This is a genomic window from Sphingopyxis sp. SE2 (assembly GCF_032227185.1).
In the GTDB taxonomy this organism is placed as follows: domain Bacteria; phylum Pseudomonadota; class Alphaproteobacteria; order Sphingomonadales; family Sphingomonadaceae; genus Sphingopyxis.
Map to the genome: position 1 here is coordinate 354408 of NZ_JAPMXW010000001.1, position 24512 is coordinate 378919.

The 24512-nt window shown below is 66.7% G+C and carries 23 protein-coding genes; 18 read left to right on the forward strand and 5 right to left on the reverse strand.

Features of this window, described 5'->3' with window-relative positions; genetic code table 11:
- Nucleotides 1–2: 2 nt before the first annotated feature.
- A complete protein-coding gene (locus tag OVY29_RS01605; RefSeq protein ID WP_037554557.1) occupies nucleotides 3–1898 on the forward strand; it encodes an XrtA/PEP-CTERM system amidotransferase in 1896 nt (631 codons plus the stop codon).
- A 299-nt stretch (nucleotides 1899–2197) separates the two neighbouring features.
- Here OVY29_RS01605 and rplI read toward each other — a convergent pair whose 3' ends face one another.
- The 4 genes from rplI to OVY29_RS01625 form a co-directional block, all read right to left on the reverse strand.
- Nucleotides 2198–2830, reverse strand: coding sequence for a 50S ribosomal protein L9 (gene rplI / locus OVY29_RS01610; protein WP_037554560.1), 633 nt, complete (start codon nucleotides 2828–2830; stop codon nucleotides 2198–2200).
- Nucleotides 2831–2843: 13 nt separating this feature from the next.
- Complete coding sequence (gene rpsR, locus OVY29_RS01615) at nucleotides 2844–3068, reverse strand: 30S ribosomal protein S18 (RefSeq protein ID WP_037554562.1); 225 nt, start codon at nucleotides 3066–3068, stop codon at nucleotides 2844–2846.
- Nucleotides 3069–3080: 12 nt separating this feature from the next.
- Complete coding sequence (gene rpsF, locus OVY29_RS01620; RefSeq protein WP_037554563.1) at nucleotides 3081–3446, reverse strand: 30S ribosomal protein S6; 366 nt, start codon at nucleotides 3444–3446, stop codon at nucleotides 3081–3083.
- 401 nt (nucleotides 3447–3847) lie between these two features.
- Complete coding sequence (locus tag OVY29_RS01625) at nucleotides 3848–5227, reverse strand: Mur ligase family protein (RefSeq protein WP_037554565.1); 1380 nt, start codon at nucleotides 5225–5227, stop codon at nucleotides 3848–3850.
- Nucleotides 5228–5441: 214 nt separating this feature from the next.
- On the opposite strand from OVY29_RS01625, the gene OVY29_RS01630 reads away from it, so the two are divergent.
- From OVY29_RS01630 to OVY29_RS01650, 5 genes are all read left to right on the forward strand, one after another.
- On the forward strand, nucleotides 5442–6269 hold the full coding sequence (locus tag OVY29_RS01630; protein ID WP_037554567.1) for an LD-carboxypeptidase: 828 nt from the start codon (nucleotides 5442–5444) through the stop codon (nucleotides 6267–6269).
- Between the two features lie 44 nt (nucleotides 6270–6313).
- Nucleotides 6314–7252, forward strand: coding sequence for an ACP S-malonyltransferase (fabD, locus tag OVY29_RS01635; protein ID WP_037554568.1), 939 nt, complete (start codon nucleotides 6314–6316; stop codon nucleotides 7250–7252).
- A gap of 70 nt (nucleotides 7253–7322) precedes the next feature.
- On the forward strand, nucleotides 7323–7739 hold the full coding sequence (locus tag OVY29_RS01640) for a GxxExxY protein (RefSeq protein WP_037554570.1): 417 nt from the start codon (nucleotides 7323–7325) through the stop codon (nucleotides 7737–7739).
- 18 nt (nucleotides 7740–7757) lie between these two features.
- Nucleotides 7758–8498: a 3-oxoacyl-[acyl-carrier-protein] reductase gene (gene fabG / locus OVY29_RS01645; protein ID WP_037554571.1), complete on the forward strand. Its 741-nt coding sequence runs from the start codon at nucleotides 7758–7760 to the stop codon at nucleotides 8496–8498.
- A 32-nt stretch (nucleotides 8499–8530) separates the two neighbouring features.
- Entirely contained in the window at nucleotides 8531–9070 is a 540-nt protein-coding gene (locus OVY29_RS01650; protein ID WP_037554572.1) for a hypothetical protein, read from the forward strand.
- 78 nt (nucleotides 9071–9148) lie between these two features.
- Here the strand turns inward: OVY29_RS01650 and OVY29_RS01655 are convergent, their stop codons facing one another.
- Nucleotides 9149–11278, reverse strand: coding sequence for a TonB-dependent receptor (locus OVY29_RS01655; protein WP_037554573.1), 2130 nt, complete (start codon nucleotides 11276–11278; stop codon nucleotides 9149–9151).
- Nucleotides 11279–11470: 192 nt separating this feature from the next.
- Between OVY29_RS01655 and OVY29_RS01660 the strand changes: the two genes are divergently transcribed.
- From OVY29_RS01660 to OVY29_RS01715, 12 genes are all read left to right on the forward strand, one after another.
- Nucleotides 11471–12448, forward strand: a complete 978-nt coding sequence (locus OVY29_RS01660) for a cysteine synthase A (RefSeq protein WP_037554774.1) — start codon at nucleotides 11471–11473, stop codon at nucleotides 12446–12448.
- Entirely contained in the window at nucleotides 12445–12846 is a 402-nt protein-coding gene (locus tag OVY29_RS01665; RefSeq protein WP_313910691.1) for a hypothetical protein, read from the forward strand. Before OVY29_RS01660 ends, OVY29_RS01665 begins: the two co-directional genes overlap by 4 nt.
- Before the next feature lie 2 nt (nucleotides 12847–12848).
- On the forward strand, nucleotides 12849–14006 hold the full coding sequence (locus OVY29_RS01670; RefSeq protein WP_037554776.1) for a hypothetical protein: 1158 nt from the start codon (nucleotides 12849–12851) through the stop codon (nucleotides 14004–14006).
- 277 nt (nucleotides 14007–14283) lie between these two features.
- Nucleotides 14284–14784, forward strand: coding sequence for a division/cell wall cluster transcriptional repressor MraZ (locus OVY29_RS01675; protein ID WP_037554575.1), 501 nt, complete (start codon nucleotides 14284–14286; stop codon nucleotides 14782–14784).
- A complete protein-coding gene (rsmH, locus tag OVY29_RS01680; RefSeq protein WP_037554576.1) occupies nucleotides 14781–15785 on the forward strand; it encodes a 16S rRNA (cytosine(1402)-N(4))-methyltransferase RsmH in 1005 nt (334 codons plus the stop codon). The genes OVY29_RS01675 and rsmH overlap by 4 nt, the downstream gene beginning before the upstream one ends.
- Entirely contained in the window at nucleotides 15779–16402 is a 624-nt protein-coding gene (locus tag OVY29_RS01685; RefSeq protein WP_037554577.1) for a hypothetical protein, read from the forward strand. The genes rsmH and OVY29_RS01685 overlap by 7 nt, the downstream gene beginning before the upstream one ends.
- Complete coding sequence (locus OVY29_RS01690; RefSeq protein WP_037554578.1) at nucleotides 16399–18087, forward strand: peptidoglycan D,D-transpeptidase FtsI family protein; 1689 nt, start codon at nucleotides 16399–16401, stop codon at nucleotides 18085–18087. Before OVY29_RS01685 ends, OVY29_RS01690 begins: the two co-directional genes overlap by 4 nt.
- Nucleotides 18087–19526 carry a UDP-N-acetylmuramoyl-L-alanyl-D-glutamate--2,6-diaminopimelate ligase gene (locus OVY29_RS01695; RefSeq protein ID WP_037554579.1) on the forward strand — a complete coding sequence of 480 codons (1440 nt, stop codon included), beginning with the start codon at nucleotides 18087–18089 and terminating at the stop codon, nucleotides 19524–19526. Before OVY29_RS01690 ends, OVY29_RS01695 begins: the two co-directional genes overlap by 1 nt.
- Nucleotides 19523–20899: a UDP-N-acetylmuramoyl-tripeptide--D-alanyl-D-alanine ligase gene (gene murF, locus OVY29_RS01700; RefSeq protein ID WP_313910692.1), complete on the forward strand. Its 1377-nt coding sequence runs from the start codon at nucleotides 19523–19525 to the stop codon at nucleotides 20897–20899. The genes OVY29_RS01695 and murF overlap by 4 nt, the downstream gene beginning before the upstream one ends.
- Nucleotides 20899–21969 (forward strand): phospho-N-acetylmuramoyl-pentapeptide-transferase, encoded by a 1071-nt coding sequence (gene mraY / locus OVY29_RS01705; RefSeq protein ID WP_037554581.1) that lies wholly within the window; start codon nucleotides 20899–20901, stop codon nucleotides 21967–21969. The genes murF and mraY overlap by 1 nt, the downstream gene beginning before the upstream one ends.
- Complete coding sequence (gene murD / locus OVY29_RS01710; protein WP_037554582.1) at nucleotides 21966–23282, forward strand: UDP-N-acetylmuramoyl-L-alanine--D-glutamate ligase; 1317 nt, start codon at nucleotides 21966–21968, stop codon at nucleotides 23280–23282. The genes mraY and murD overlap by 4 nt, the downstream gene beginning before the upstream one ends.
- Nucleotides 23279–24511, forward strand: a complete 1233-nt coding sequence (locus OVY29_RS01715) for an FtsW/RodA/SpoVE family cell cycle protein (protein WP_200880155.1) — start codon at nucleotides 23279–23281, stop codon at nucleotides 24509–24511. Before murD ends, OVY29_RS01715 begins: the two co-directional genes overlap by 4 nt.
- The last annotated feature ends 1 nt before the right edge of the window (nucleotide 24512 follow it).

Consider the following 24512-nt stretch of genomic DNA (forward strand, 5'->3'; position numbering starts at 1 on the left):
ATATGTGCGGCATCGCGGGCATCTATCATCTCGAAACCGCGAAGCCGGTCGACCCGGCCCGCTTGCGCGCGATGCTCCAGCCGATGCAGCATCGCGGCCCCGACGGGTCGGGCGAATGGACCGCGCCCGGCGTCGGCCTTGGGCATCTCCGCCTGTCGATCATCGACATCGAGGGCAGCCCGCAGCCGATGGCGAGCGACGACGAATCCGTTACGCTCACCTATAACGGCGAAATCTACAACTTCCGCGAGCTGCGCGCCGAACTCGAGGATCGCGGCCACCGCTTCCGCACCAGCGGCGATACCGAGGTCATCATCGCCGCGTGGCGCCAATGGGGCCCCGACTGTCTGCCGCGGCTCAACGGCATGTTCGCCTTCGCGATCCACGATCATGCGCGCGGCGGCCTGTTCCTCGCGCGCGACCGGCTGGGGGTGAAGCCGCTTCATTATGCCCGCCTGTCCGATGGCTCGGTGGCGTTCGCGTCGGAGCTCAAGGGGTTGCTGCGCAATCCCTTGCTGCGACAGGAAGCGAACCTCACCGCGATCGAGGATTTCCTCGCCTTCGGCTACGTCCCCGACGACAATTGCATCGTCGCGGGCGTGGAGAAACTGCCCGCGGGCCATTGTCTGATGCTCGAACGTGGCAAGCCGGTCCCGGCGCCGACGCGCTGGTGGGCGCCCGATTTTTCGAAACGCATCAGGGCTAGCGAAGGCGAGGCGGCCGAACATCTCGTTCACCTGATGCGCGCCGCGGTGACCGACCGCATGGTCGCCGACGTGCCGCTCGGCGCTTTCCTGTCGGGTGGGGTCGATTCGAGCGCGGTCGTCGCGCTGATGGCCGAAGCGAGCGCGAAGGCGGTCAAGACCTGCACGATCGGCTTCGATCAGGCGGCACTCGACGAAACGGCCCATGCGCGAGCGATCGCCGAGCGTTTCGCGACCGATCACCGCACCCGTATCGTTTCACCCGGCGATTTCACGCTCGTCGACCGGATCGCCGACATGTTCGACGAACCCTTTGCCGATGCCAGCGCGCTGCCGACCTACCGCGTCTGCGAACTCGCGCGCGAGGAGGTGACGGTCGCGCTGTCGGGCGACGGCGCCGACGAGGCGTTCGCGGGTTATCGCCGCCTCGTCTTTCAGCATCAGGAGGAAAGGCTGCGCGGGCTGATCCCCGGTTTCCTCCGCCGCGGCCTGCTCGGCCCGCTGTCGCATGTCTGGCCGCAGATGGACTGGGCGCCGCGCCCCCTGCGCGCCCGCGCGACGCTCGCCAGCCTCTCGAAAAGCGGGGCGGAAGGCTATGCCGAGGCGGTCGGCGTGACGGGGCCGGCGCAGCGCGCGCGGCTCTTCAACGATGCCGCACACCATGCGCTCGGCGATCATGTCGCCGAAGCGCGCTATTGGAAAGCGATGACGGACGCGCCGGCGCGCGAGGCGCTCGACCGCGCGCAATATGCCGACCTGATGATCTGGCTGCCCGGCGATATTTTGACCAAGACCGACCGGATGAGCATGGCGGTCAGCCTTGAGGCGCGCGAACCCTTGCTCGACTATCGCCTCGTCGAATTCGCTGCGAGCCTGCCCGCGTCGATGCGCGTCAGGCGCGGTACGGGCAAGGCGATCATGAAGCAGGCGATGGAACGCTATCTGCCGCACGATATTCTTTACCGGCCGAAAATGGGGTTCGTGACCCCCGTGTCGGCGTGGTTCCGCGGCGCGCTCGCGCAGCAGGCGAAGGGGCTCGCGACCTCCTCGACGCTCGCGCGCTCGGGCTGGTTCGACATGGCCGAGATCGAGCGCATCGTCGCCGCGCACCAGTCGGGCCGCCGCGACCACGGCCGGCTGATCTGGCAATATTTCATGCTCGAAAAATCGCTGGCGAAGCTGTTCGGGATTTGAACGGGCGGTTTTTGGGGGTGGAGATCGGACGTCCAGATCCTCCCCTTTGCGGAGCAATGGGGAGGTGGCAGCGCGAAGCGCTGACGGAGGGGTCGACGCCGTCAGGCGTCGGTGCAAGGCCAGACCCCTCCACCACGCCCTACGGGCGCGGTCCCCCTCCCCATCGCTTCGCGAAGGGGAGGATCTTTCTACGGCCGCAACCGGCCTCCAGCCGCCCACCATTCGAAAATCGCATAAGAAAAGGGCCGCGCCTCCATCGGGAAACGCGGCCCTTTCGAAAGGCTTCAGCCTGAAAAAGCTTAAGCTTCTTCTTCGGCCTCGTCGGCAGCCGGAGCTTCCTCGGCGGCGAGTTCCGAAGGCGGGGTCGCGTCTTCGAACTCGTCCTCGCTGTCGGGCTCGAGCGCGGCAGCGGCGGCTTCGGCCTGTTCTTCTTCGAACATCGCGGCGATGACGTCGATGCCCTGCTTCTGCATCTCGGCTTCGTCGGGCGAGCGCGCGACGTTGACGCCGACGGTCACGACGACCTCGGGGTGCAGCTTGACCTTGACGTCGACGAGGCCGAGCGACTTGATCGGGCGCTCGAGCTCGACCATCGCCTTGGTGACGCCCTGGACGCCGTCTTCGGTCAGTGCCTCGACGATGTCGCGGACGGCAACCGAGCCATAGAGCTGGCCGGTGTTCGACGCCTGGCGGATCAGGACGATCTGCTTGCCGTCGATGTCCTTGGCGCGGCCTTCGGCGTCGGTGCGACGCTCGGCGTTGTCGGCCTCGATCTTCGAACGATTGGCTTCGAACAGCTTCTTGTTGGCGTCGTTCGCACGGAGCGCCTTGTTGTTCGGCAGCAGATAGTTACGGGCAAAGCCGTTCTTGACGGTGACGACGTCGCCGATACCGCCCAGTTTCTCGATACGTTCGAGCAGGATGATTTCCATCGGTCCGCCCTCCTTACTTCACAATGTAGGGGAGCAGGCCGATATGGCGCGAACGCTTGATCGCCTTCGCCAGCTCACGCTGCTTCTTGGTGGACACCGCGGTGATCCGCGACGGGACGATCTTGCCGCGCTCCGACAGGTAACCCTGGAGCAGACGGACGTCCTTGTAATCGATGACCGGTGCGTCCTTCGCGCTGAAGGGGCAGGTCTTGCGGCGGCGGAAAAAGGGTCGTGCCATGGGTGCTGTTCCTTATTCTTCGCCGTCGCGGTCACGGCCACGGCCGCCGCGGCGTTCCTGCTTGCGCATCATCACCGACGGACCCTTTTCGAGTTCGTCGACCTTGATGGTGAGCCAGCGGATGATATCTTCGTTGATCGCAGCCTGACGCTCGATCTCTGCGATCGCTTCGCCCGACACTTCGGCCGACAGCATCACATAATGACCCTTGCGGTTCTTCTGGATCTTGTAGGCGAGCTGCTTGAGGCCCCAGGTCTCGGTCTTGTGGACCGTGCCCTTGAACTCGCCGATGACGTTGGTGACGGTTTCCGCCAGCGCATCGACCTGAGCCTGGCTCAGGTCCTGACGCGCGATAAAGACATGCTCGTAAAACGGCATGGTTTGCGTCCTTCGATTTGGCCGATCGCTGATTTCGCGCCAATCGCGAAACCCCTCCGGCTGTCGTCCGGCCTTGCGTATTCGTGCAAGACAAACGGGGCGACAGGCACAAGGCCTCGCCCCGAATGCGGGCGCCTATATAGATTTCGGTGAAAGAAGCAAGAGCTGGAGAGAATTGGGATTCGCGCAGAGGACGCAGAGATCGCGGAGGGGAAGATATCGGATTCACGCGGAGGCGCGGAGAGAAAGTGTTTGCCGCGAAGCGGTCTTTCCCTTCGGCCTCGCCTCGCAAATTGACGGTGCAATAAGAAGGGGCCTTTCGGCCCGATCATCTCCGCGCCTCCGCGTCTCCGCGTGAACAAAAAATCTCTGCGTCCTCTGCGCCTCTGCGCGCAATAGTCTCAGCCAAGCTTTGCCAGCAATTTCCTCCCAAACTCGGTGAGCGTGTCGTCGCGCGCGCCGAGGATCAGGATGCGGTCGCCGGGCCGCGCTTCGTCGAGGATCGCGGCGCCGCAATTGGCGCGCGTCGTCAGGTGGACGGCGTCGGCGCCGCCCGCAACGACATCGGCGACCAGCGCCTCGCTGCCGATGCTGCGATCGACGGTGCCGCCAAAATAGACGGGGTCGCAGACATAGAGTTTGTCGCCGTCGCGCATACCGGCGGCAAAGCTGGCGGCGAGTTCCTTGCCCATCTGGCGGAGCGGGCCATAGCCGTGCGGCTGGAAGAAGAGCAGGGCGCGGCCCGGCAGTTCGGCCACGGCCGCCAGCGTCGCGGCGACCTTGTCGGGATTATGCGCGAAATCGTCGATGACCGTGATGCCGTTCGCCTGTCCCAGCACCTCATAGCGCCGCGCGAGTCCCGCGAAATCGGCGAGCGCCTCGACCGCCTGCGCCACGGTCGCGCCCGCCGCACGCGCCGCCGCGATCGCCGCGAGCGCATTGGCGGCATTGTGGCGGCCGGGCATGCGCAGCTTCACCTGATAGGCGGTGCCGCCCGCATGGACGGCGAAGCGGCACCCATCGGGCAGCGCCTCGAAATCACTGCCGCGCACTGTTGCGCTGTCGTGGAAGCCGAATGTCACAACATTCTGCCCCGACAGCAGCGGCGCCGATTCCGTATCGTCCGCATTCACTACAGCGACGCGCGCCTTCGTGGCGAAATCGCCGAACAGCTGGTGCAATTCGGCGAGGCTCTTATGATCAAGGCTGATATTGGTGACGACCGCGACATCGGGCGCATAGAGCGCGATCGACCCGTCGCTCTCATCGACTTCGCTGACATAAAAAGCATCGTCGCCCACCAGCGCGCTAGCAAAGGGCCTGCCGTCTCCCGTGAAATTGCGCATCACCGCGCCGTTCATCACCGTCGGTCTTTTGCCTGCGCTTTCGAGGATCCAGCCGATCATGCCGGTAACGGTCGACTTGCCGCTCGTGCCGCCAACGCCGACCGCCCCGTCGGCCGCGTTGAACAGCGCGGCATTCAGGTCGGCGCGCGTCATCCGGGGCAGGCCAAGCGCGTTGGCGGCGGCGATGTCGGGAACGCTGTCCTCGATCGCTGCCGATGCGACGAGAATCTGCCCCGCCTTCGGCCCGCTGCCGTCTTGCGGATAAAAGACGATGCCTTGTCCTTCGAGCCAGGCGAATTTCTCGGGCGTCCGGCCCTGGTCGCGGCTGCGGTCCGAGCCCGAAACCGCCGCGCCGCGCGCCGCGACGATCATCGCGAGCGGCAGCATGCCCGATCCACCGATGCCGCAGAAGAAATAGGATTTGTTTTCGGCCATCGCGGCGCGATATGGCTTCCATCAGTCATTTGCAATTGCTTCCCTCTCCCATCGGGAGAGGGTTGCGCAGACTTGGTGCGAAGTGCCCAGTCGAAGCTGGATGAGGGGATGTGAGGGTGCTGGTGAAACGATACGGCCGACATCCTCATCCAACTTCGCCTAGCCGGCGAGCCGGCAAGGCTGCGTATCCTTCTCCCAAGGGGAGAAGGATGTAATGCGTATCGGGATCGTTGCCCCCTCCACTCCCATATTGCCCGACGATGCCGAAGCCGTGCGCGCGCTCGCCAGCCTCGGCTATCCCGACATCGAACTCGAATTCGACCCGCAATGCTTCGCGATACACGGCCATTTCGCCGGCGAGGACGGCCACCGCTTCGCCGCGCTCGTCGAGATGGCGAACCGCCCCGACATCGACGCCATATGGTTCGCGCGCGGAGGTTACGGTGCGTGCCGGATCGCCGAAGATGCGGTCGCGGCGATGACCCACGTCGCGCGGGGCAAGGCGTTCCTCGGCTATTCGGATCAGGGTAATCTGCTCGGCGCGCTCTATCGCGACGGTTTCGACCATGTCGCGCACGGCCCGATGGTCGCCGACATCCGCCGCGAGGGGGGCGACGCGGCGGTGCTCCGTGCGCTCGACTGGCTCGTCGCGCGCGATCCGGCAGCCTGCGAGTCTGGCCTTCAGCATGGCGCGCAGCACGCCGCCTTCAACCTGATGACGCTGTCGATGCTGCTCGGGACCCCGCTCGAGCCCGACCTTTCGGGGCATGTCCTGCTCGTCGAGGAGGTCAGCGAATATCTTTACGCCTTCGACCGCGCCTTTTTCCATGTCGCGACCTATCTCGCACCGCGCGGGCTCGCCGGGCTACGGCTGGGGCGGGTGAGCGACGTGCCCGAGAACGACCGTCCCTTCGGCATCGAGGCCGTGGAAATCGCGCAGGACTGGTGCGCGCGCACCGGCATCGCCTATCTCGGCCGCGCCGACATCGGCCACGACGCGGCGAACAAGGTCGTGCCCTTCGGCTTGCATCGCGCCGGGTGAGCGAATAGGCGCGGGCCCATTCAAGAACACGCAGGGGACGCATCATGCGCGCATTCATCTTTCCGGGTCAGGGCAGCCAGTCGGTCGGCATGGGCAAGGCGCTCGCCGAAGCATCGAGCCACGCGCGCGAGGTGTTTCAGGAAGTCGACGACGCGCTCGGCCAGAAACTGTTCCAGCTGATGAGCGAAGGCCCCGAGGATCAGCTCACCCTCACCGAAAACGCCCAGCCCGCGATCATGGCGAACGCGATCGCGACGCTGCGCGTGCTCGAAAAGGAAGGCGGCGTGACGCTCGCCGCCAAGGCCGATTATGTCGCGGGCCACAGCCTCGGCGAATATAGCGCGCTCTGCGCTGCGGGCGCCTTCGACCTCGCGACCACCGCGCGGCTTTTGAAGACGCGCGGGCAGGCGATGCAGGCGGCCGTGCCCGTCGGCGTCGGCGCGATGGCCGCGCTGCTCGGCGCCGATATCGACACAGCGCAAAAGCTCGCCGACGCCGCTGCCGAGGGCGAGGTTTGCACCGTCGCCAACGACAACGACCCCTCGCAGGTCGTGATCTCGGGCCACAAGGGCGCGGTCGAGCGCGCCGTCGCGTTGGTCAAGGATTATGGCATCAAGCGCGGCGTGCTGCTCCCGGTGTCGGCGCCCTTCCACTGCCCGCTGATGCAGGGAGCCGCCGACGCGATGGCCGAAGCGCTCGGCGCGAACCCGCCCGCTGCGCCGCTGGTACCCGTCGTCGCCAACGTCACCGCCAGTCCGGTGAGCGACGCCGACAGTATTCGCGACCTCCTTGTCCAGCAGGTGACCGGCCGCGTCCGCTGGCGCGAAAGCGTCGCGTCGATGGAGGATATCGGCGTTGCCCAGTTCGTCGAATTCGGCGGCAAGGTCCTCTCGCCGATGGTCAAGCGCAGCGCATCGGGCGAGGTCGAGACGGTGAGCGTCATCTCGATGGACGACATCGAAGCGCTGCTGAAAACCCTCTAAAGAATACACGCAGGGGCGCAGGGGCAGCGACGAAGAAGTTCACGCGGAGACGCGGAGACGCGGAGGGATTGTGCGGGACATAGATGTCGTAAGCGGCGATGTGCTTGATTTGTCCCTCCGCTTGCACCGCGATTTGGGACCGGGCTTACTGGAAAGCGTATACGAGACCGTGCTTGCCGGAAAACTGGTTGCGCTCGGATATCGGGTCGATCGGCAAATGCCGATCGATATATATTTCGAAGGGTCTCGCTTCGACGCGGCCTTTCGTATCGATTTGCTCGTCGATAACCGTCTGCTGGTGGAGATCAAATCGGTCGAACGGCTGAACCCGGCACATGGCAAACAGCTGTTGACCTATCTTCGCCTGACCGGCCAATCCGTCGGACTGCTTATCAATTTCGGTGGCGCGACGCTCAAGGAAGGCGTCCGCCGCATCGTCAACGATCATAAACCCTCCGCGTCTCCGCGTCTCCGCGTGAACCGGTAATCATCAGGAGAATAAGCTATGTTCGATCTCACCGGCATGACCGCCCTCGTCACCGGCGCCTCGGGCGGTATCGGTTCGGCTATCGCGCAGGCGCTCGCGGCGCGGGGCGCGCGTCTCGCGGTGTCGGGCTCCAACGCCGACAAGCTCGCCGCCTTCCGCGACACGCTCGGCGGCGACCATGTCGCGTTGCCGTGCAATCTCGGCGATGCCGCCGCCGTCGATGCGCTGGTGCCGTCGACGGTTGAGGCGCTCGGCCAGCTCGACATCCTCGTCAACAACGCCGGCGTCACGCGCGACAACCTCATCCTGCGGATGAAGGACGACGAATGGTCCGACGTCATCCGCATCAACCTCGAGGCCAATTTCCGCCTCGCGCGCGCGGCTGCGAAGCCGATGATGAAGGCGCGCTTCGGGCGTATCATCTCGATCACCAGTGTCGTCGGTGCGACGGGCAACCCGGGGCAGGCTAATTATGCCGCGTCGAAGGCGGGTGTCACCGGCATGAGCAAGGCGCTGGCGCAGGAACTCGCGAGCCGCGGCATCACGGTCAACTGCGTCGCGCCGGGCTTCATCGCGACCGCGATGACCGATGACCTGCCCGACGCACAGAAGGAGGCGCTCAACCAGCGCATTCCCGCAGGCCGGATGGGCGAGGGCAGCGACATCGCCGCTGCGGTCGTTTATCTCGCGTCGAAGGAAGCGGGCTATGTCACCGGCCAGACGTTGCATGTGAACGGCGGCATGGCCATGCTGTCCTGAAGAACGGACCCTCCGGATCGAAAGACGAGTCGATGATGAAGGTTTTGATGGCGGGCACGGCGTTGATGCTCGCGGTGCTGCCGGACGTTGCCGCGGCGCAGGATGGCGAGAAGCTCGATTGCGTCGTTACTTCGGTGCCCGGCGACACAAAGATCTCGATCGGCGATGCGATGGCCGGCGGCGGTGACGACGCGTCGCGCGAAGCCCTGTTCAAGCAGTTGGCGAGCGTTACCGACGCTTGCGTCACGCGGCACGGCATCGCGGCGGAGCAAAAGGGTCCTTATTTCGATTATAGCCTCGCGCGCATTTCGCGAGAATGGCTGGCGAACGACATCGCCAAACTCGATCTGTCGCCGGCGATCGTCGACAAGGCGCTCGATTTCGGACCCGCCGGCGCAAACCCCGACCTTTCGACCGACATGACCGAAGAGCAGATCATGAAGATCGTTCAGGCCTATGTCGAAGCCGGGGTCGATATCGACAAGGTCGACGGCGCGGTCTGGGAAAAGGTCGGCGCCTATGCCGCGGCGACCTCGATCTACTGGAACAAGCGCAAGCTGCTCGTGCCCTGATCGCTTCGAGTCCGATTTCTATCTGTTCGTCATCCCGGCCTGCGCCGGGATGACGATCCAAATAAATTCGGCTGGAAGCTAAAAGCTCGCTCGCGCCGTCAGACGGAAATCGCGGCCCGCCAGCGGCACATAATCCTTGGTAAAGCTCGCGTGGCGGCGTGCCTCGACGTCGAAGATATTGTTCGCCGACAGGCTGAGCGTCAGATTCTTCGTGTCGGGCAGCGGACGCCAGCTCAGCGAGGCGTTGACCAAAGTGAAGCCGTCGGTCGGCGTCTCGAACTGCGCGACGCGCGTCTGATCGTCGGTCCATTCGACCTCGACGCGCGCATCGACGCGTTCTCCCTGCGCTTCAAGCCCTCCCAGCACGCGCAGCGGCGGGATGCGTGGGACGTTGCGGTCGAGCCCGGCATTCTTGATCTTCGCGCGCGTCATGTCGGCGGTCACATCGCCGACGATGTTGAAACCGCCGATCTGCGCCAGCCGCGCGCTCGCCTCGGCCTCGAAGCCATAGACGCGTGCGTCGCGCTGGAAATATTGGAAGACGGGCAGCTCATCCTCTTCGGCACCGGTGGCGGCCGAATAGATGAAATTGTCGAACCAGTTCGAATAGCCGGTAAGGCTGAGGTTGAAGCCGTCGGACTTGAATTTGAACGAGGCTTCGGCGCCCCAGTTTTTCTCGAGACGCAGGTTCGGGTCGCCGACCTCGAAGCTCTGCGTCGCGATGTGCGGACCGTTCGACAGCAGTTCCTCGGCCGACGGCGCCCGCACCGCGCGCGAGACCGAAACGCCGAACTTGCCGCCTTCGAAGATATCGTAGGTCGCACCGAGCGCGCCCGAGAAGCTGTCGAAATTGCGCTCGAAGCCGAGCGTCTGCGCACGCACATTGGTCTTTTCATAGCGCGCCGCGGCTTCGAGGCCGAGCGGACCCATCGTCAGTTCCTGCAGCGTGAAGAGCGCGAACTGGTCGGTCAGGTTGCGCGGCACGAAGGCTTCGGCGCCGATCGCGTTGAAATCGCGGTGGCTGTACTGGACGCCGCTCGCGCCGCGCCAGCCGCCGCGGTCGTTCTGCGCCAGCTCGATCCGGCCTTCGACGCCCTGGTTGGTGAAGATCGTGCCGACCTCGTCGCCTTCGAACTCGGTGTGCTTGTAATCGGCAAAGCCCGCGCGGACGCGCAGCTTGTCGAAAAAGCCGTCGCCGAGCTCGACCTCGCCGCGCAGGTCGGCGCGCCATTGCTTCATGCCGATCGTGACGGGGCCTTCGCCATGGTCATGGCCGCCTTCTTCCTCTTCGCCGTCCTCGTCATGATGCTCGGTTCCGGGACGCGCGGGGACGCCATAATTGGTGTCGAAATAGCCGACCGAAATGCCGAGCTGACCGCCGTCGTTGATCAGCGAGATGCCGCCGCCCGCGGTCCAGGTCTCGCTCTGGGTGTTGTCGATCTTGCCGCGCTTGCCCGCCTGCTCGGTCAGTTCGGCCGCTTCGTCGAGATGGCCTTCTTCGACTTCATGCTCGGCAAGGTGGAGCAGGTCGTCGCGAATGCCGGGGGCAAAGACATAGCCGCCCGAGCGCACGTCGCCTGTCTTGCGCCAGCTGCCGTCAAGATGTGCAACGATCTGGGGACTTAGCGCCACGTCGATCGAGCTGCCGATGTTCCGGTCGTTCGCTGCGGTAGCATAGCCGCCGATCGCGTCGATATGGACATGGTCGGCGGGGACTTTCCTCGGAATCCGGCGGTCGAACAGGTTGACCGCGCCGCCGATCGCCTGGCTGCCGAACAGCAGCACCGCTGGGCCGCGCAGGATTTCGACGCGCTCAACGGTCAGCGGGTCGATCGTCACCGCGTGGTCGGCCGACGTGTTCGACGCGTCGATCGATCCGATGCCGTCGGTCAGGACCTTGACGCGCTCGCCCGAAAAGCCGCGCAGGACGGGGCGCGACGCGCCTGGCGAAAAGCTCGTCGCCGACACGCCCGGTTGCCGCGTCAGCGTGTCGCCGATCTGGCCGCGAATGTCGCGTGCCAGCTCGTCGCCCTCGAGCACCGACACATTGCCGAGGATATCGAGGCTGCGGACATAGGGCGCGGTGACCACGATCGGCTCGCCGGTATGCACATCGTCATCGCTGCCGGCATTGGCGCGGTCCTGCGCAAAGGCGGGGGCGGCGAGGAAAAGGGCAAAGGTAAAACCGGCGGAACAAAGCAAACGCATGAGGGGAGAGTCCTGTAATTTTGGCGATCAGATGGCGCGTCAGTAATGATATACTGTCACAATGACAACCCCCGACGCGCGCAAACCCTGTCGTTCGTCGGGCCTCGGCGCCCGTTGGTCGACAAGGCCGATCATCGGCGGGGCAAGCGAAGCTGTCTTGCGGGGCCGCGGGCGCCGCCCTAGATCATGGGCATGACTATTGCTGCAAACAGCCTCGACCTGATCGGCAACACTCCGCTGGTGCTGCTCAAGGGGCCGAGCGAAGCGACCGGCTGCGAAATCTGGGGCAAGTGCGAATATGCGAACCCCGGCGGCTCGGTGAAGGACCGCGCCGCGCTTTATATCGTCCGCGATGCCGAGGCGAACGGCAGCCTGCGCCCTGGCGGCACGATCGTCGAGGGGACGGCGGGCAACACGGGCATCGGGCTTGCCCTCGTCGCCAATGCCTTGGGGTACAAGACGATCATCGTCATGCCCGACAATCAGAGCGCCGAGAAAATGGCGACGATCCGCGCATTGGGCGCCGAGCTGGTGCTCGTTCCCCCCGCGCCCTTTGCCAACCCCGGCCATTTCGTCCACACTTCGCGCCGCATCGCCGAGGAAACCGACAATGCGATCTGGGCCAACCAGTTCGACAATATCGCGAACCGCAAGGCGCATATTTTCGGCACGGCCGAGGAAATCTGGGAACAGATGGACGGCCGCATCGACGGCTTCACCTGCGCCGCGGGCACCGGCGGCACGATCGCGGGGACCGGGCTCGGGCTCAAGGCGCATAATTCGGACATCGTCATCGCGCTCACCGATCCGCACGGCGCGGGACTCTATAATTATTACCAATGCGGCGAACTGAAGCCCGAGGGGTCGAGCGTCGCCGAAGGTATCGGGCAGAACCGCATCACCGCCAACCTCGAAGGCGCGCCGATCGATACGCAGTTCCGGATCTCGGACGCCGAAGGGCTCGCGGTGGTCCGCCGCCTGCTGGGCGAAGAGGGGCTGTGCCTCGGCCTCTCGTCGGGGATCAATGTCGCCGGCGCTATGGCGCTCGCGCGGCAACTGGGCCCCGGCAAACGCATCGCAACCATCCTCTGCGACAGCGGGTTTCGCTATCTCTCGACGCTCTACAACCCCGAATGGCTGGCGAGCAAGGGACTGGAGGCGGCAGCATGAGCGTTCGGATCGACACCCCCTCGGCACCCAAGTCGCAAGCCGCGCCGCCAGCGCCGACGGCGCCCGTCAACGACACGATGCGGCGGCTGCAGATCGGCATCGCCGGGGTGCTCACGGTGCTGCTGCTCGTCGGCATGGCGGGGCTGATCGGCGAGCGCGCGCGCGAACGGGCGGAAGCCGAGGCTCCGACAACCGCCGAGGTGAAGATGCCCGGCGAAGAACCTGCGGTCGGCGCGCCCCTCGAAGAACTTGGCGTCCAGCCGGTCTCGCCCTCGTCGTCGAAGGATGAAAATGCGGCGACCTCGGTCAAGATCCCGCAGGCGGTGGCGCCGGCGGCGACCGTTCCCGATCTCGAACCCGACCCTGAACTCCAGCGCGCGCGCCAGTCGAAACAGTGATCGTGGTATCGCGCGGACCGCTGCTGCGCGCTTTCATCATCTCCATTGCAACTGTTGCTCTGGCGTGGGTCGCGGGCGGGCAGGCGCTGCTCGGGCGCATCGATCCCGCGCTCGCCGTCCCCTTGCTTGTGCCCTCGATGCTGCTTCTCGCCTGGTGGCAGCGCCGCGCACCCACCGCGGCGCGGCGGCGCACTTGGCTCGTGACGCTGGCGTTTCTGGTCACGGCGCAGGCGTTGCTCGGGCTGGTGCTCGCGGGCTCGGCCGGCTGGCCGCAACTGCCGCTGGTCGTCGTCGCGGCGGGCGTTGCCGCGGCGCTTGCCGATCTTGTCGTTCAGTGGCGCCCGCGCTTGGCCGTCCTGCCATGGCTCGGCGCGCTCGCGCTCGCCGTCGGCTGGTTCGCGACGGGGCATGCGCTGCTTGCCGTCCTCTATCGCCCCGCCCCCGCAGGGCCGGGTGCGCCCGCCGCCACGATGCTCACCGGCCTGCCGCTGCGCTGGTCGGGCGGCGGCGACATCGCGGCGATGATCGCCGAGGGGGCGAATGACGATCCCGCACTCGCGCGGCTGGCGGCGGCCGGCCCGGTGTCGCTCGTCGACAGCCTCGCCGACCATGTCCCGCCGCCCGGCGGGGCGCTGCTGCTCGCGCATCCGCGCGCGGTCGCGCCGCAGGAGCTGGTCGCGATCGACGCCTTCGTGCGCGGGGGCGGCCGCGCGGTCGTTCTCGCCGACGCGCTGTCGGGCTGGCCTCCGCGCCACCCGCTCGGCGATCCGCGCAACCCGACGGTGACGAGCCTGCTCACCCCGCTGCTCGATCATTGGGGCGTGGTGCTCGCCGCCGCATCCGCCGCCGAGGGTGCGGCACTTCCGGCCGATGTCGATGGCGCGCGGCTGCGGCTGTTCAGCGCCGGCCGCTTCGATCGCCTTCCTTCGCAATGTCAGGCTTTCGCCGACCGGCGCGTTGCCCGCTGCCCGATAGGCGAGGGCGAGGCCTGGCTCGTCGGCGACGCCGACCTCCTCTTCGCGCCGCTCTGGCGGCCGCTCGTGCCCGGCGCCGACCATCTGCGGCAGGCCGACACGATGGAATGGCTTTCGGCGCGCCTCTGGCCCGGCGCGGGCAGTAGCGTGCTCCGCCCGCTCTGGATTCGCGCCCACGCCGGCTGAGTCGGCGTTTTCGCCCCAATTCACCCCGATCGAAGCTCCCCGACGGTGCCTCCGCTGCGCCGCGCGACCGCCATTTACCCAATTTCGAGTGCTTTTTGCGGTAAATAGGGGCTAGATTCCCTATTTCACCCTAAAATACCCCTTTTCACCCCGATCTATAGTTGATACTCAAGCAAGTGGAGAGGGGCATTCTCCGCCCGGGCCGAACCAGCTGGAATCACGCGATTCCGGGGCCGGGAAAGTTTTGCCCGGTGGCGCGGATACGGGGGGCAGAGCGATGGCGATTGTGACGCCCGGCCAATATGCGGGCACCAATTTCGCCGCGATCGATGGCAAGGGGCGCATCGCCGTCCCCTCTCAGTTCCGCAACAATGTGCCCCTCAATGCGGACGGCCAGCGCGTGCTCTGGGTCGGTTTCCACGAAAAACTGCCCTGCCTTGTCGCCTATGGTCAGGATCAGTACGACCGGCTGAACGGCGAGATCGAGCGCGACCGCGAAACCGCGCGGCTCCGCAACCTCGATTTCGATGAGGATAGCGAGTTCAAGAAGCGCTTCAGCTATACCGAGCCCTACACGCTCGACGACAGCGGTCGTTTCCTTCCCAGCTTCATCCACCGCGACCGCGTCGGCGATGCCGGCGCGACGGCTTTTGTGGGCTCGGGCCGCCGCCTCGAAATCTGGTGGCTGCCGACCTTGGCCGAATGCGTCGATGCCGATCCCGTGCTCCAGCGCCTTGCCGCCTCGTGGGATCAGGCGAAAGGGAAGGGGCGCAAGTGACTGACCTCCCCCCCAGACTCCCAAGGGATCCCCGCCACGATCCGGTCCTCCGCGACGAAGTCATCGCCGCGCTCGCCATCGCCCCGGGTGAGCGCCATGTCGATGCGACCTTCGGCGCCGGCGGCTACACGCGTGCGATGCTCGCCGCGGGCGCCGAGGTCGTCGCCTGCGACCGCGACCCCGACGCGATCGCCGAAGGGCAGGCGCTCGTCGCCGAAGCCGGCGGCAAGCTGACGCTGGTCCACGGCCGCTTCGGCGAGATCGACCGGCTGCTCGCCGAGCGCGGAATCGACGCGGTCGACGGCATCACCTTCGACATCGGCGTCTCCTCGATGCAGCTCGACCGTGACGAACGCGGCTTTTCCTTTCAAAAGGACGGCCCGCTCGACATGCGCATGGCGCAGGAGGGCGAAAGCGCCGCCGACTGGCTCAATCGCGCCGACGAGGCCGAGATCGCCGACGTGCTCTTTCACTATGGCGACGAGCGCCAGTCGCGCCGCGTCGCGCGCGCGATCGTCGCCGCGCGCCCGCTGACGCGCACCGCCGAGCTTGCGAGCGTGATCCGCAAGGCGCTGCGCCATCCGCCCGGCGCGCCCAAGGATCCCTCGACCAAAAGCTTTCAGGCGATCCGCATCCACATCAACAGCGAACTCGACGAACTGGTCGCGGGTCTTTCCGCCGCCGAGCGGCTGCTGCGTCCCGGCGGCCGGCTCGCCGTCGTCAGCTTTCACAGCACCGAGGACCGGATCGTGAAGAATTTCCTGCGCGAACGCAGCGGTGGCGATGCCGCGGGTTCGCGTCACCGGCCCGCGCCGATCCCTCTGGCGCGGGCCGCAACTTTCGAGACCCCGGCGCGCAAGGTGCGCCCGGGCAAGGCAGAGGAAGCGCGCAATCCGCGCGCGCGCTCGGCGACGCTGCGCAGCGCAGTCCGCACCGCGGCGCCCGCCTGGCCAGGAAATTCAGGGCCGGATAGTTCGATGAAGGAGGCGATGTCATGCTGATGGCGGCCCGCAAGCTCCAGGGAATCGGCCTGGTCCTGCTCGTGCTCATCTTCGCGATGATGCTCTATCCCGTGTCGCTCAAGGTCGCGGCGACGCGCAGCGAACTGACGCGCATCGAGCGCGACATTATCCGGACGCGCGACAATATCCGCTACCTCGAATCCGAACTCGCGGTGCGCGCCTCGATGCGCCAGCTCGAACAGTGGAACGCCGATGCTTTCGGCTATTCGGCGCCCGACGCGACGCAATATCTGGAAAACGAGCGCCAGCTTGCCTCGCTCGACCGCCTTCCGCGCGCGCGCGGCGCGGGCGAGGTGGCGCCGGTGCTGATGGCGATGGTCTCGCCGGTCGCGGTGGCGGCCGCGCCGACGGAAAGCCCGGTTGCAAACAAGCCCGCGGCGGCAAAGCCTGCGGCGCCCAAGCCCGTCGCCGCGAAGCCCGTCATGCTGGCGCAGGCCGATACCGGCGTGCGCAGCGACGTGGCGCCGCGCATGGCGCCGACGCGCCGGCGCGAGCAGCTCAAGATGATCGAGGACCAGTTGCTCGCCGAATCGACGCTCGCCGATTTGAAGCGCGCGGCCGCCATCGAAGCGGCGGGAGGCAAGCCCGGCCGATGAACACGCTCGTCGTCCGTCCGACGCGGGTCCGAACCGCCGGGGTGCGGCAGCAGATATTGCTGACCGCGCAACAGCGTTTGATGATCCTGATGCTGCTGTTCATGGCGGCATTTTTCGTCGTGTCGGTGCGCCTTCTCTATTTCGCGCTGTTCGACACCTCGTCGGGCCGGTCGTCGGCGGCGGCGTTCGTCCCGGCACGCGCCGACATCGTCGACCGCAACGGCGTGCCGCTCGCGCGCACGATCGACGGCTATTCGATCCGCGTCGTGCCGTCGAAACTGCTCAACGACCGGCACTATCTGGCGGCCGAGCTTCACAAGATCTTCCCCGACATGTCGCGCCAGGACTTGCTGGCAAAGCTGACCGGGCCGCGCCCGACCTATATTCGCCGCCGCGCGCTGCCCGATCAGGTCGCGGCTGTGAATGCGATCGGCGATGTCGGTTTCGACTTCCCGCGCGAAAAGGAACGCCTCTATCCGCAGCTCACGCTCGCGGCGCATGTGCTCGGCTTCATCAACGCCGACGGCCATGGCGTGACGGGAGTCGAGGGGGCGTTCGACCAGCGGCTGATCGACGAGGCGACGCGCGGCCAGCCGCTCGCGCTGTCGATCGACGCGCGCGTGCAGGGTGTGCTCGAAAGCGAGCTGAGTTCGGCGGTCACCAACCTCGAGGCGATCGGCGGCGCGGGCATCATCCTCGACGTCCACACCGGCGAAGTCGCCGCGATGACCTCGCTCCCGACCTATAATCCGAACAAGCTGACGGGCAGCGATCCGACGACGCGGCGCAACGCCGTCACCTATAATCTCTACGAGCTTGGTTCGACCTTCAAGCCGCTGTCGATCGGCGCCGCGATCGATGCGGGCACGGTGACCAGCATGGCGCGCCGCTATGATGCGACGGCGCCGCTCCCGATCGCGGGCTTCCGTATCCGCGACAGCCATCCCGGCCGCTGGTACAATGTGCCCGAGACGCTGATTGAAAGCTCCAACATCGCGACCGCGCGTATCGCCGACGAGCTGGGGCGCGAAAAGCTGGAAGCGTTGTTCCGCAGCGTCGATTTCGACAAGCGCCCCGAAATCGAACTCAAGGAACGCGCCTTTCCGCTCTGGCCCAAAAACTGGGGCCGGGTGACGACGATGACGACCAGCTATGGTCACGGCATCGCGGTGACGCCGCTGCATCTCGCGAGCGCCTATGCCGCGCTCGTCAACGGCGGCCTCTATCGCCCGGCGACGATGCTCAAGCTCGGCGACAAGCCGCCGCCGCAGGGGCGCCGCGTGTTCAAGGCGTCGACCAGCGCGCGGATGCGCCAGCTGTTGCGGCTGATCGTTTCGGACGGTACCGGCAAACAGGCCGACGCGCCCGGCTTCCGCGTCGGCGGCAAGACCGGGTCGGCCGAAAAGCCGGGCGCGGGCGGGTATCGCCGCCATTCGCTCGTCTCGACCTTCGCCGCAGCCTTCCCGATGGACAATCCGCGCTATATCGTGCTCGTGATGATCGACGAGCCCAAAGGCAATGCCTATAGCTCGGGCCAGCGCACCGCGGGCTGGACCGCGGCGCCGGTCGTGCGCAAGGTCGTGACGCGCGCGGGGCCGATGCTCGGCGTCTTCCCCGACGAAAGCCGCGATGTCGACGTCTCCGAACTCACCCCGCTGCTACGGAGAGAGGAGGAAACGCACTGATGCGTCTCGCCGCGCTGCTCGACGATCAGGCGCTGGAGGGAAGCGATCCCGTCGTGACGGGGCTCGCGATCGATCATCGCAAGGTCGCGCCGGGCACGATCTTCGGCGCTTTCGTCGGCGAAAAATTCAACGGCGAGGATTTCATTCCCGCCGCGGTCGACGCGGGCGCGGTCGCGATCGTCGCGCGGCCCGAAGCGCGGGTCGAGGGCGCGGTGCACGTCGCCGACGCCAATCCGCGCCGCGCCTTCGCGCATATCGCCGCGCGCTTCTTCCACCGCTTTCCGGCGACCTCGGTCGCGGTGACGGGGACGAACGGCAAGACCTCGACTGTCGAGATGACGCGCCAGCTTTGGCGGATGGCGGGGTTCAACGCCGCGTCGATCGGTACGCTCGGTATCACGACGTCGATGGACAGCGCCTCGACCGGGCTCACGACGCCCGACATCGTCACTTTCCTCTCGAACATGTCGGGCCTCGCCGCCGAGGGTGTGACGCATGCGGCGTTTGAGGCGTCGAGCCACGGCCTCGACCAGTATCGCACCGAAGGCCTGCCGGTGAAGGCGGCCGCCTTCACCAATTTGAGCCACGACCATCTCGATTATCATGGCACGATGGAGGCCTATCTTCAGGCCAAGCTCCGCCTCTTCACCGAAGTGGTCGAGCCGGGCGGCGCGGCGGTGGTCTGGGCCGACGATGACTATTCACGCGCCGTGATCGACGCCGTGCAGGCGCGCGGCGCCCGCCTGCTGACTGTCGGCACGAAGGGCGAGGCGCTCCGCCTCGTCTCGCGCGCGCCGACCCAGCTCGGCCAGTCGCTGATGATCGCGGCGGGCGACGCTACGCACAAGGTCGATCTGCCGCTGATCGGCGCCTATCAGGTCGCGAATGCGTTGGTATCGGCAGGACTCGTCATTGCCACCGGCGGCGACATCGGCCAGACGCTCACCAACCTCGCGCGGCTCCAGCCGGTGCGCGGGCGGCTCGAACGCGCCGCCATCACCCGCGCGGGCGCGCCGGTCTATGTCGACTATGCGCACACCCCCGACGCGATCGAAGCGGCGCTCGACGCGCTGCGCCCGCATGCGAGCGGCCGGCTGATACTCGTCTTCGGCGCGGGCGGCGACCGCGACCAGGCGAAGCGCCCCGAAATGGGCAAGGTCGCTGCGGCCAAGGCTGACGCGCTTATCATCACCGACGACAATCCGCGCGGCGAGGAGCCCGCGGTCATTCGCGACGCGATCGCTGCCGCCGCACCGACGGCGCAGGTGATCGGCGACCGCCGCGCCGCGATCGCCGCCGCGATCGCTGAAGCGCAGGCCGACGACATCATCTGCATCGCGGGCAAGGGACACGAACAGGGCCAGATCGTCGGGCGCGGCGACGCGATGCGCGTCATCCCCTTCGACGATGTGACCGTCGCGCGCGAGGAGGCGGCATGAACCCGCTCTGGACCGCGCGCGCTATCGCATCGGCAACAGGCGGCACCGCCAGCGCCGACTTCACCGTCCAGGGCGTCGCCTTCGACTCGCGCGAGGTGACGAAGGGCGATCTCTTCATCGCGATGAAGGGCGAGAGCGCCGACGGGCATGCTTTCATCGACAAGGCGATCGCGGCGGGCGCGGCAGGCATAATCTGCGAAAGTGCGATCGACCATCCGCATGTCCGCGTCGCCGACAGCGCCGCCGCGCTGAACGCGCTCGGCATCGCGTCGCGTGCGCGCAGTCATGGCCGCATCATCGGCGTCACCGGATCGGCGGGCAAGACGGGGACGAAGGAGGCGCTGTTCGCCGCGCTCGACCGCTTCCGTCCGGGCAGGGCGCATCGCTCGGTCAAAAGCTACAACAATCATGTCGGCGTGCCGCTCAGCCTCGCGCGTATGCCGAGCTCGGCCGATTACGGCATCTTCGAAATGGGCATGAACCATGCGGGCGAGCTTGCCGCGCTGACGCGGATGGTGCGCCCGCACGTCGCCATCGTCACCACTATCGCCCCCGCCCACATGGAGTATTTCGGCAGCGAGGAAGCGATCGCCGATGCGAAGGGCGAGATTTTCGAGGGGCTCGAACCCGGGGGCACCGCGATCGTCCCGTTCGACAGCCCGCATTATGCGCGCCTCCGTGCCAAGGCCGAACAACACGCCGGGCAAATCGTCAGCTTCGGGCTGAACGAGGGCGCCGACGTCCGCGCGGTCGACTGGCTGCCCGACGGGCAGGGCGGCTCGCTCGTCACCGCCGAGGTGCAGGACTCGCTGCTCTGCTTCACCATCGCGCAGGCCGGGGCGCACTGGGTCGCCAACTCGCTCGCGGTGCTCGCCGCGGTGAAAGCGGTCGGCGGCGACTTGCCCGCGGCGGGTCTCGCCTTCGCCGAAATGGGAGGCCTCACAGGGCGCGGTGCGCGTCACCGGGTCGAGGTGCCTGGCGGCGACATCCTCGTCATCGACGAAAGCTATAACGCCAACCCGGCCTCGATGGCCGCGACGATCGGCCAGCTCGGGACCGAATCCGCAGCGCGCAAGGTCGCGATTCTCGGCGCGATGAAGGAGCTCGGACCGGACGGCGAGGCCTATCACGCCGCGCTCGCGGCTCCGCTCGTCGCGGCCGGAGTGCAATTCGCCCTGCTTGTCGGCGAAGAGATGGCGCCGCTCGCCAAAGCACTTGAGGGCCGCATCGATTTCGAGCATGTGCCCGCCCACTCGGCCGCGGTAGGGCGGCTCGGTGACCTGATCCGCGCCGGCGACGCCGTGCTGGTCAAGGGGTCGAACAGCGTCGGCCTGTCGCATGTCGTGACGGCGCTGACCAACGGGGATTATTGATGTTATATTGGCTGGCGGAATGGCTTGGCTTTCCGGGGGCTCTCAACCTCATCCGCTACCTGAGCTTCCGCTCGGGCGCCGCGGTCGCGACCGCGATGATCCTCGGGCTGTGGATCGGGCCGCGCTTCATCCTGATGTTGCGGATGCGGCAGGGGAAGGGGCAGCCGATCCGCGACGACGGCCCGCAGAGCCACCTCGCCAAAAAGGGCACGCCGACGATGGGCGGGCTGATGATCCTCATTTCGCTGATGATCTCGGCGCTCCTCTGGATGGACCTCTCCAACCGTTTCGTCTGGGCGTGCCTGTTCGTAACCGCGGGTTTCGCGGTCGTCGGTTTTCTCGACGATTTCGACAAGGTGACCAAGGCCAGCCACCGCGGCATTCCCGGCCGCGTGCGCCTGCTCATCGAATTCCTCATCGCGGGGGTTGCGGTGCTGCTGATCGTCTCGCGCACCGGCACCGACCTCTACCTGCCTTTTTTCAACGACGTCTATGTCCCGCTCGGCCCGCTCTACTATGTCTTCGCGATGGTGCTGATCGTCGGCTTCGGCAACGCGGTGAACCTGACCGACGGGCTTGACGGACTCGCGACCTTCCCGGTGATCATCGCCAGCCTGACCTTCCTCGTCATCGTCTATCTCTCGGGCAACGCGAAGTTCGCGGGCTATCTCGGCATCCCGCACGTCCCCGGCGCGGGCGAGCTCGCGGTGTTCGCCGCCGCGATCATCGGCGCCTGCCTCGCATTCCTGTGGTTCAACGCGCCCCCCGCCGCCGTCTTCATGGGCGACACGGGCAGCCTTGCATTGGGCGGCGCGCTCGCGACGATCGCGGTGACCGCGCAGCACGAACTGGTGCTCGTCCTCGTCGGCGGGCTGTTCGTGGTCGAGGCGCTATCGGTGATCATCCAGGTCTTCTGGTACAAGCGTACCGGCAAGCGCGTCTTTCGCATGGCGCCGATCCACCATCATTTCGAGCAATTGGGCTGGCCCGAATCGACCGTCGTCATCCGCTTCTGGATCGTCTCGATCGTCCTCGCTCTGGCAGGGCTCGCGACCTTGAAACTCCGGTGATCACCTCGCGCGCCTTCGCCGGCCGCCGCTACGCGGTGCTGGGACTGGCGCGCTCGGGGCTCGCGACGGTCGAGGCGCTCGTCGCCAGCGGCGCGGGCGTCACCGCGTGGGACGAGCGCGAGGACGCGCGCGACGACGCGATGGCGCTCGGCGCCGACATCGGCGACCCGCTAGAGATCGACCTCGTCGGCTTCGCGGGCGTCGTCGTGTCGCCCGGCGTGCCATTGAACCGCCACCCCATCGCCGCGCACGCCAAGGAAGCCCATGTACCCGTCATCGGCGATATCGAACTCTTCGCAGAGGCGCAGGGCGACCTCCCGCCGCACAAGCTCGTCGGCATCACCGGCACCAACGGCAAGTCGACCGTCACCGCGCTCGTCGCCCACATGCTCGAAAGCGCAGGGATCCCGACGCTGATGGGCGGCAATATCGGTCTGCCGATCCTCAGCCGCGAGCCGCTCGCCCCCAATGAAAACGGCGTCGGCGTTTACGTTCTCGAACTGTCGAGCTACCAGATCGACCTTGCGCACAGCCTCGCGTGCGATGTCGCGGTGCTGACCAATCTCAGCCCCGATCACCTCGACCGCTACGACGGTTTCGCGGGCTATACGGCATCGAAGGCGCGGCTCTTTTCGCTCCAGCACCGCGATCAGGTCGCGATCGTCGCGGTCGACGACGATCCGTCGAAGATGATCGCGGGGCGCATCAACCATCGTCTCCACCGCGTCTCGGGCAGGGATATCGACCCCGCCGACCAGGCGCGCTGGCCCGCATTGCAGGGCCCGCACAACGCCCAGAACGCCGTCTGCGCGATCGCGGTATGCCGCGTGCTGGGGCTGAACGACGAGCAGATCGAACGCGGCCTCGCGACCTACACGTCGCTGCCGCATCGCATGGAATTGGTCGGCGAAGCCGATGGTGTCCGCTGGTTCAACGACAGCAAGGCCACCAACGCGGCTTCCGCTGCACCGGCGCTGGCGGCATTCCCGCCGGCGCCGGACCAGCGTTTGCACTGGATCGCCGGCGGACAGGCAAAGGGCGACGGGCTCGCCGCGTGCCGTCCGTGGTTCGGGCACGTCAAACGCGCCTATCTGATCGGCGAGGCGATGGAGCCGTTCGCCGCCGAGATCGGCGGCGCGGTTCCGGTCGAGCGGTCGGGCGACCTGGCGACGGCGGTCAAGCAGGCGGCGGCGGCGGCAGAGCCCGGCGACATCGTCCTGCTGTCGCCCGCCTGCGCCTCGTTCGACCAGTTCAGGGATTATGAACAGCGCGGCGATGCGTTCCGCGCCGCCGTACGGGCGCTCGGGGCATGAGCGGGGGGGACAATATGGATGCGACCGAACGCCCGGTGATCGCCACGACGCGCACGACCAAACGCCGGGGCCCGCGCCTCAGCCGCGCCGACCGCACGCCGCTCGGCCTCTGGTTCTGGGAAATCGACCGCGTGCTGCTGCTGCTCGTCTCGATCCTCGTCGCGGTCGGGCTCGTCGCGGTCGCGGCGGCATCGCCTGTCGCGGCGCAGAAACTCTCGACTTCGACCGCGGCGCTCGACCCGCTCTACTATTTCTATCGCCAGCTGATGTGGGTAATCGTCGGCGTGCCCGTGATGCTCATGGTCTCGATGCTGCCCAAGCCGCAGGCGCGGCGCTTCGCCATTTACGGCACCGTCGCCTTTCTCTTCCTGCTCTTTCTCGTGCCGCTCGTCGGCACCTCGGTCAACGGTGCGCAGCGCTGGCTCGGAAGCGGGATGTTCCGGCTCCAGCCGTCCGAATTTCTGAAGCCCTTTTTCGCGGTGTCGCTCGCGTGGGTGCTGTCGCTGCGCCTCCACGACCAGAGCCTGCCCGTCGTCCCGCTCGCCGCGGCGCTCACCGGGGTCATCGCGCTACTGCTGATGGGGCAGCCCGACCTTGGGCAGACGGTGATCTTCGCCGCGACCTGGTTCGTGCTCGTGCTCGTCGCCGGCCTTTCGATGCGGATCATGGGGATGCTCGCGGGCACCGGCGTCGCCGGCCTCATCCTTGCCTATTTCTTCTATCCCGTGGCGCAGCAGCGCATCAACATCTGGCTGTTCGACAAGGGCGACAGCTTTCAGGTCGACAAGGCGCATGCGACGCTGACCGCCGGCGGCCTCATCGGTACCGGCCCCGGCGCCGGGCTCGCCAAGTTCCAGCTGCCCGAAGCGCACACCGACTACATCTTCTCGGTGATCGGCGAGGAGTTCGGGATGATCGCCTGCATCGCGATCGCCGCGCTTTATCTCGCGATCATCGTCCGCGTGCTCGTTCGCCTGCTCGACGAGGAGGACAGCTTCCTGATCCTCGCGGTCGCGGGGCTGATCGCGCAGTTCGGCGGACAGGCAGTGATCAACATGGGGGTGAACACGCAGATATTCCCGTCAAAGGGGATGACGCTGCCTTTCATCTCCTACGGCGGCTCGTCTTTCATCGCTTTGTCGATCGGCATGGGTTTGCTCTTGTCGCTGACCCGGCGAAACCCCTATGCGGCACGGGTGTCGATGACCCGAAACTGGAACAAGAAATGAG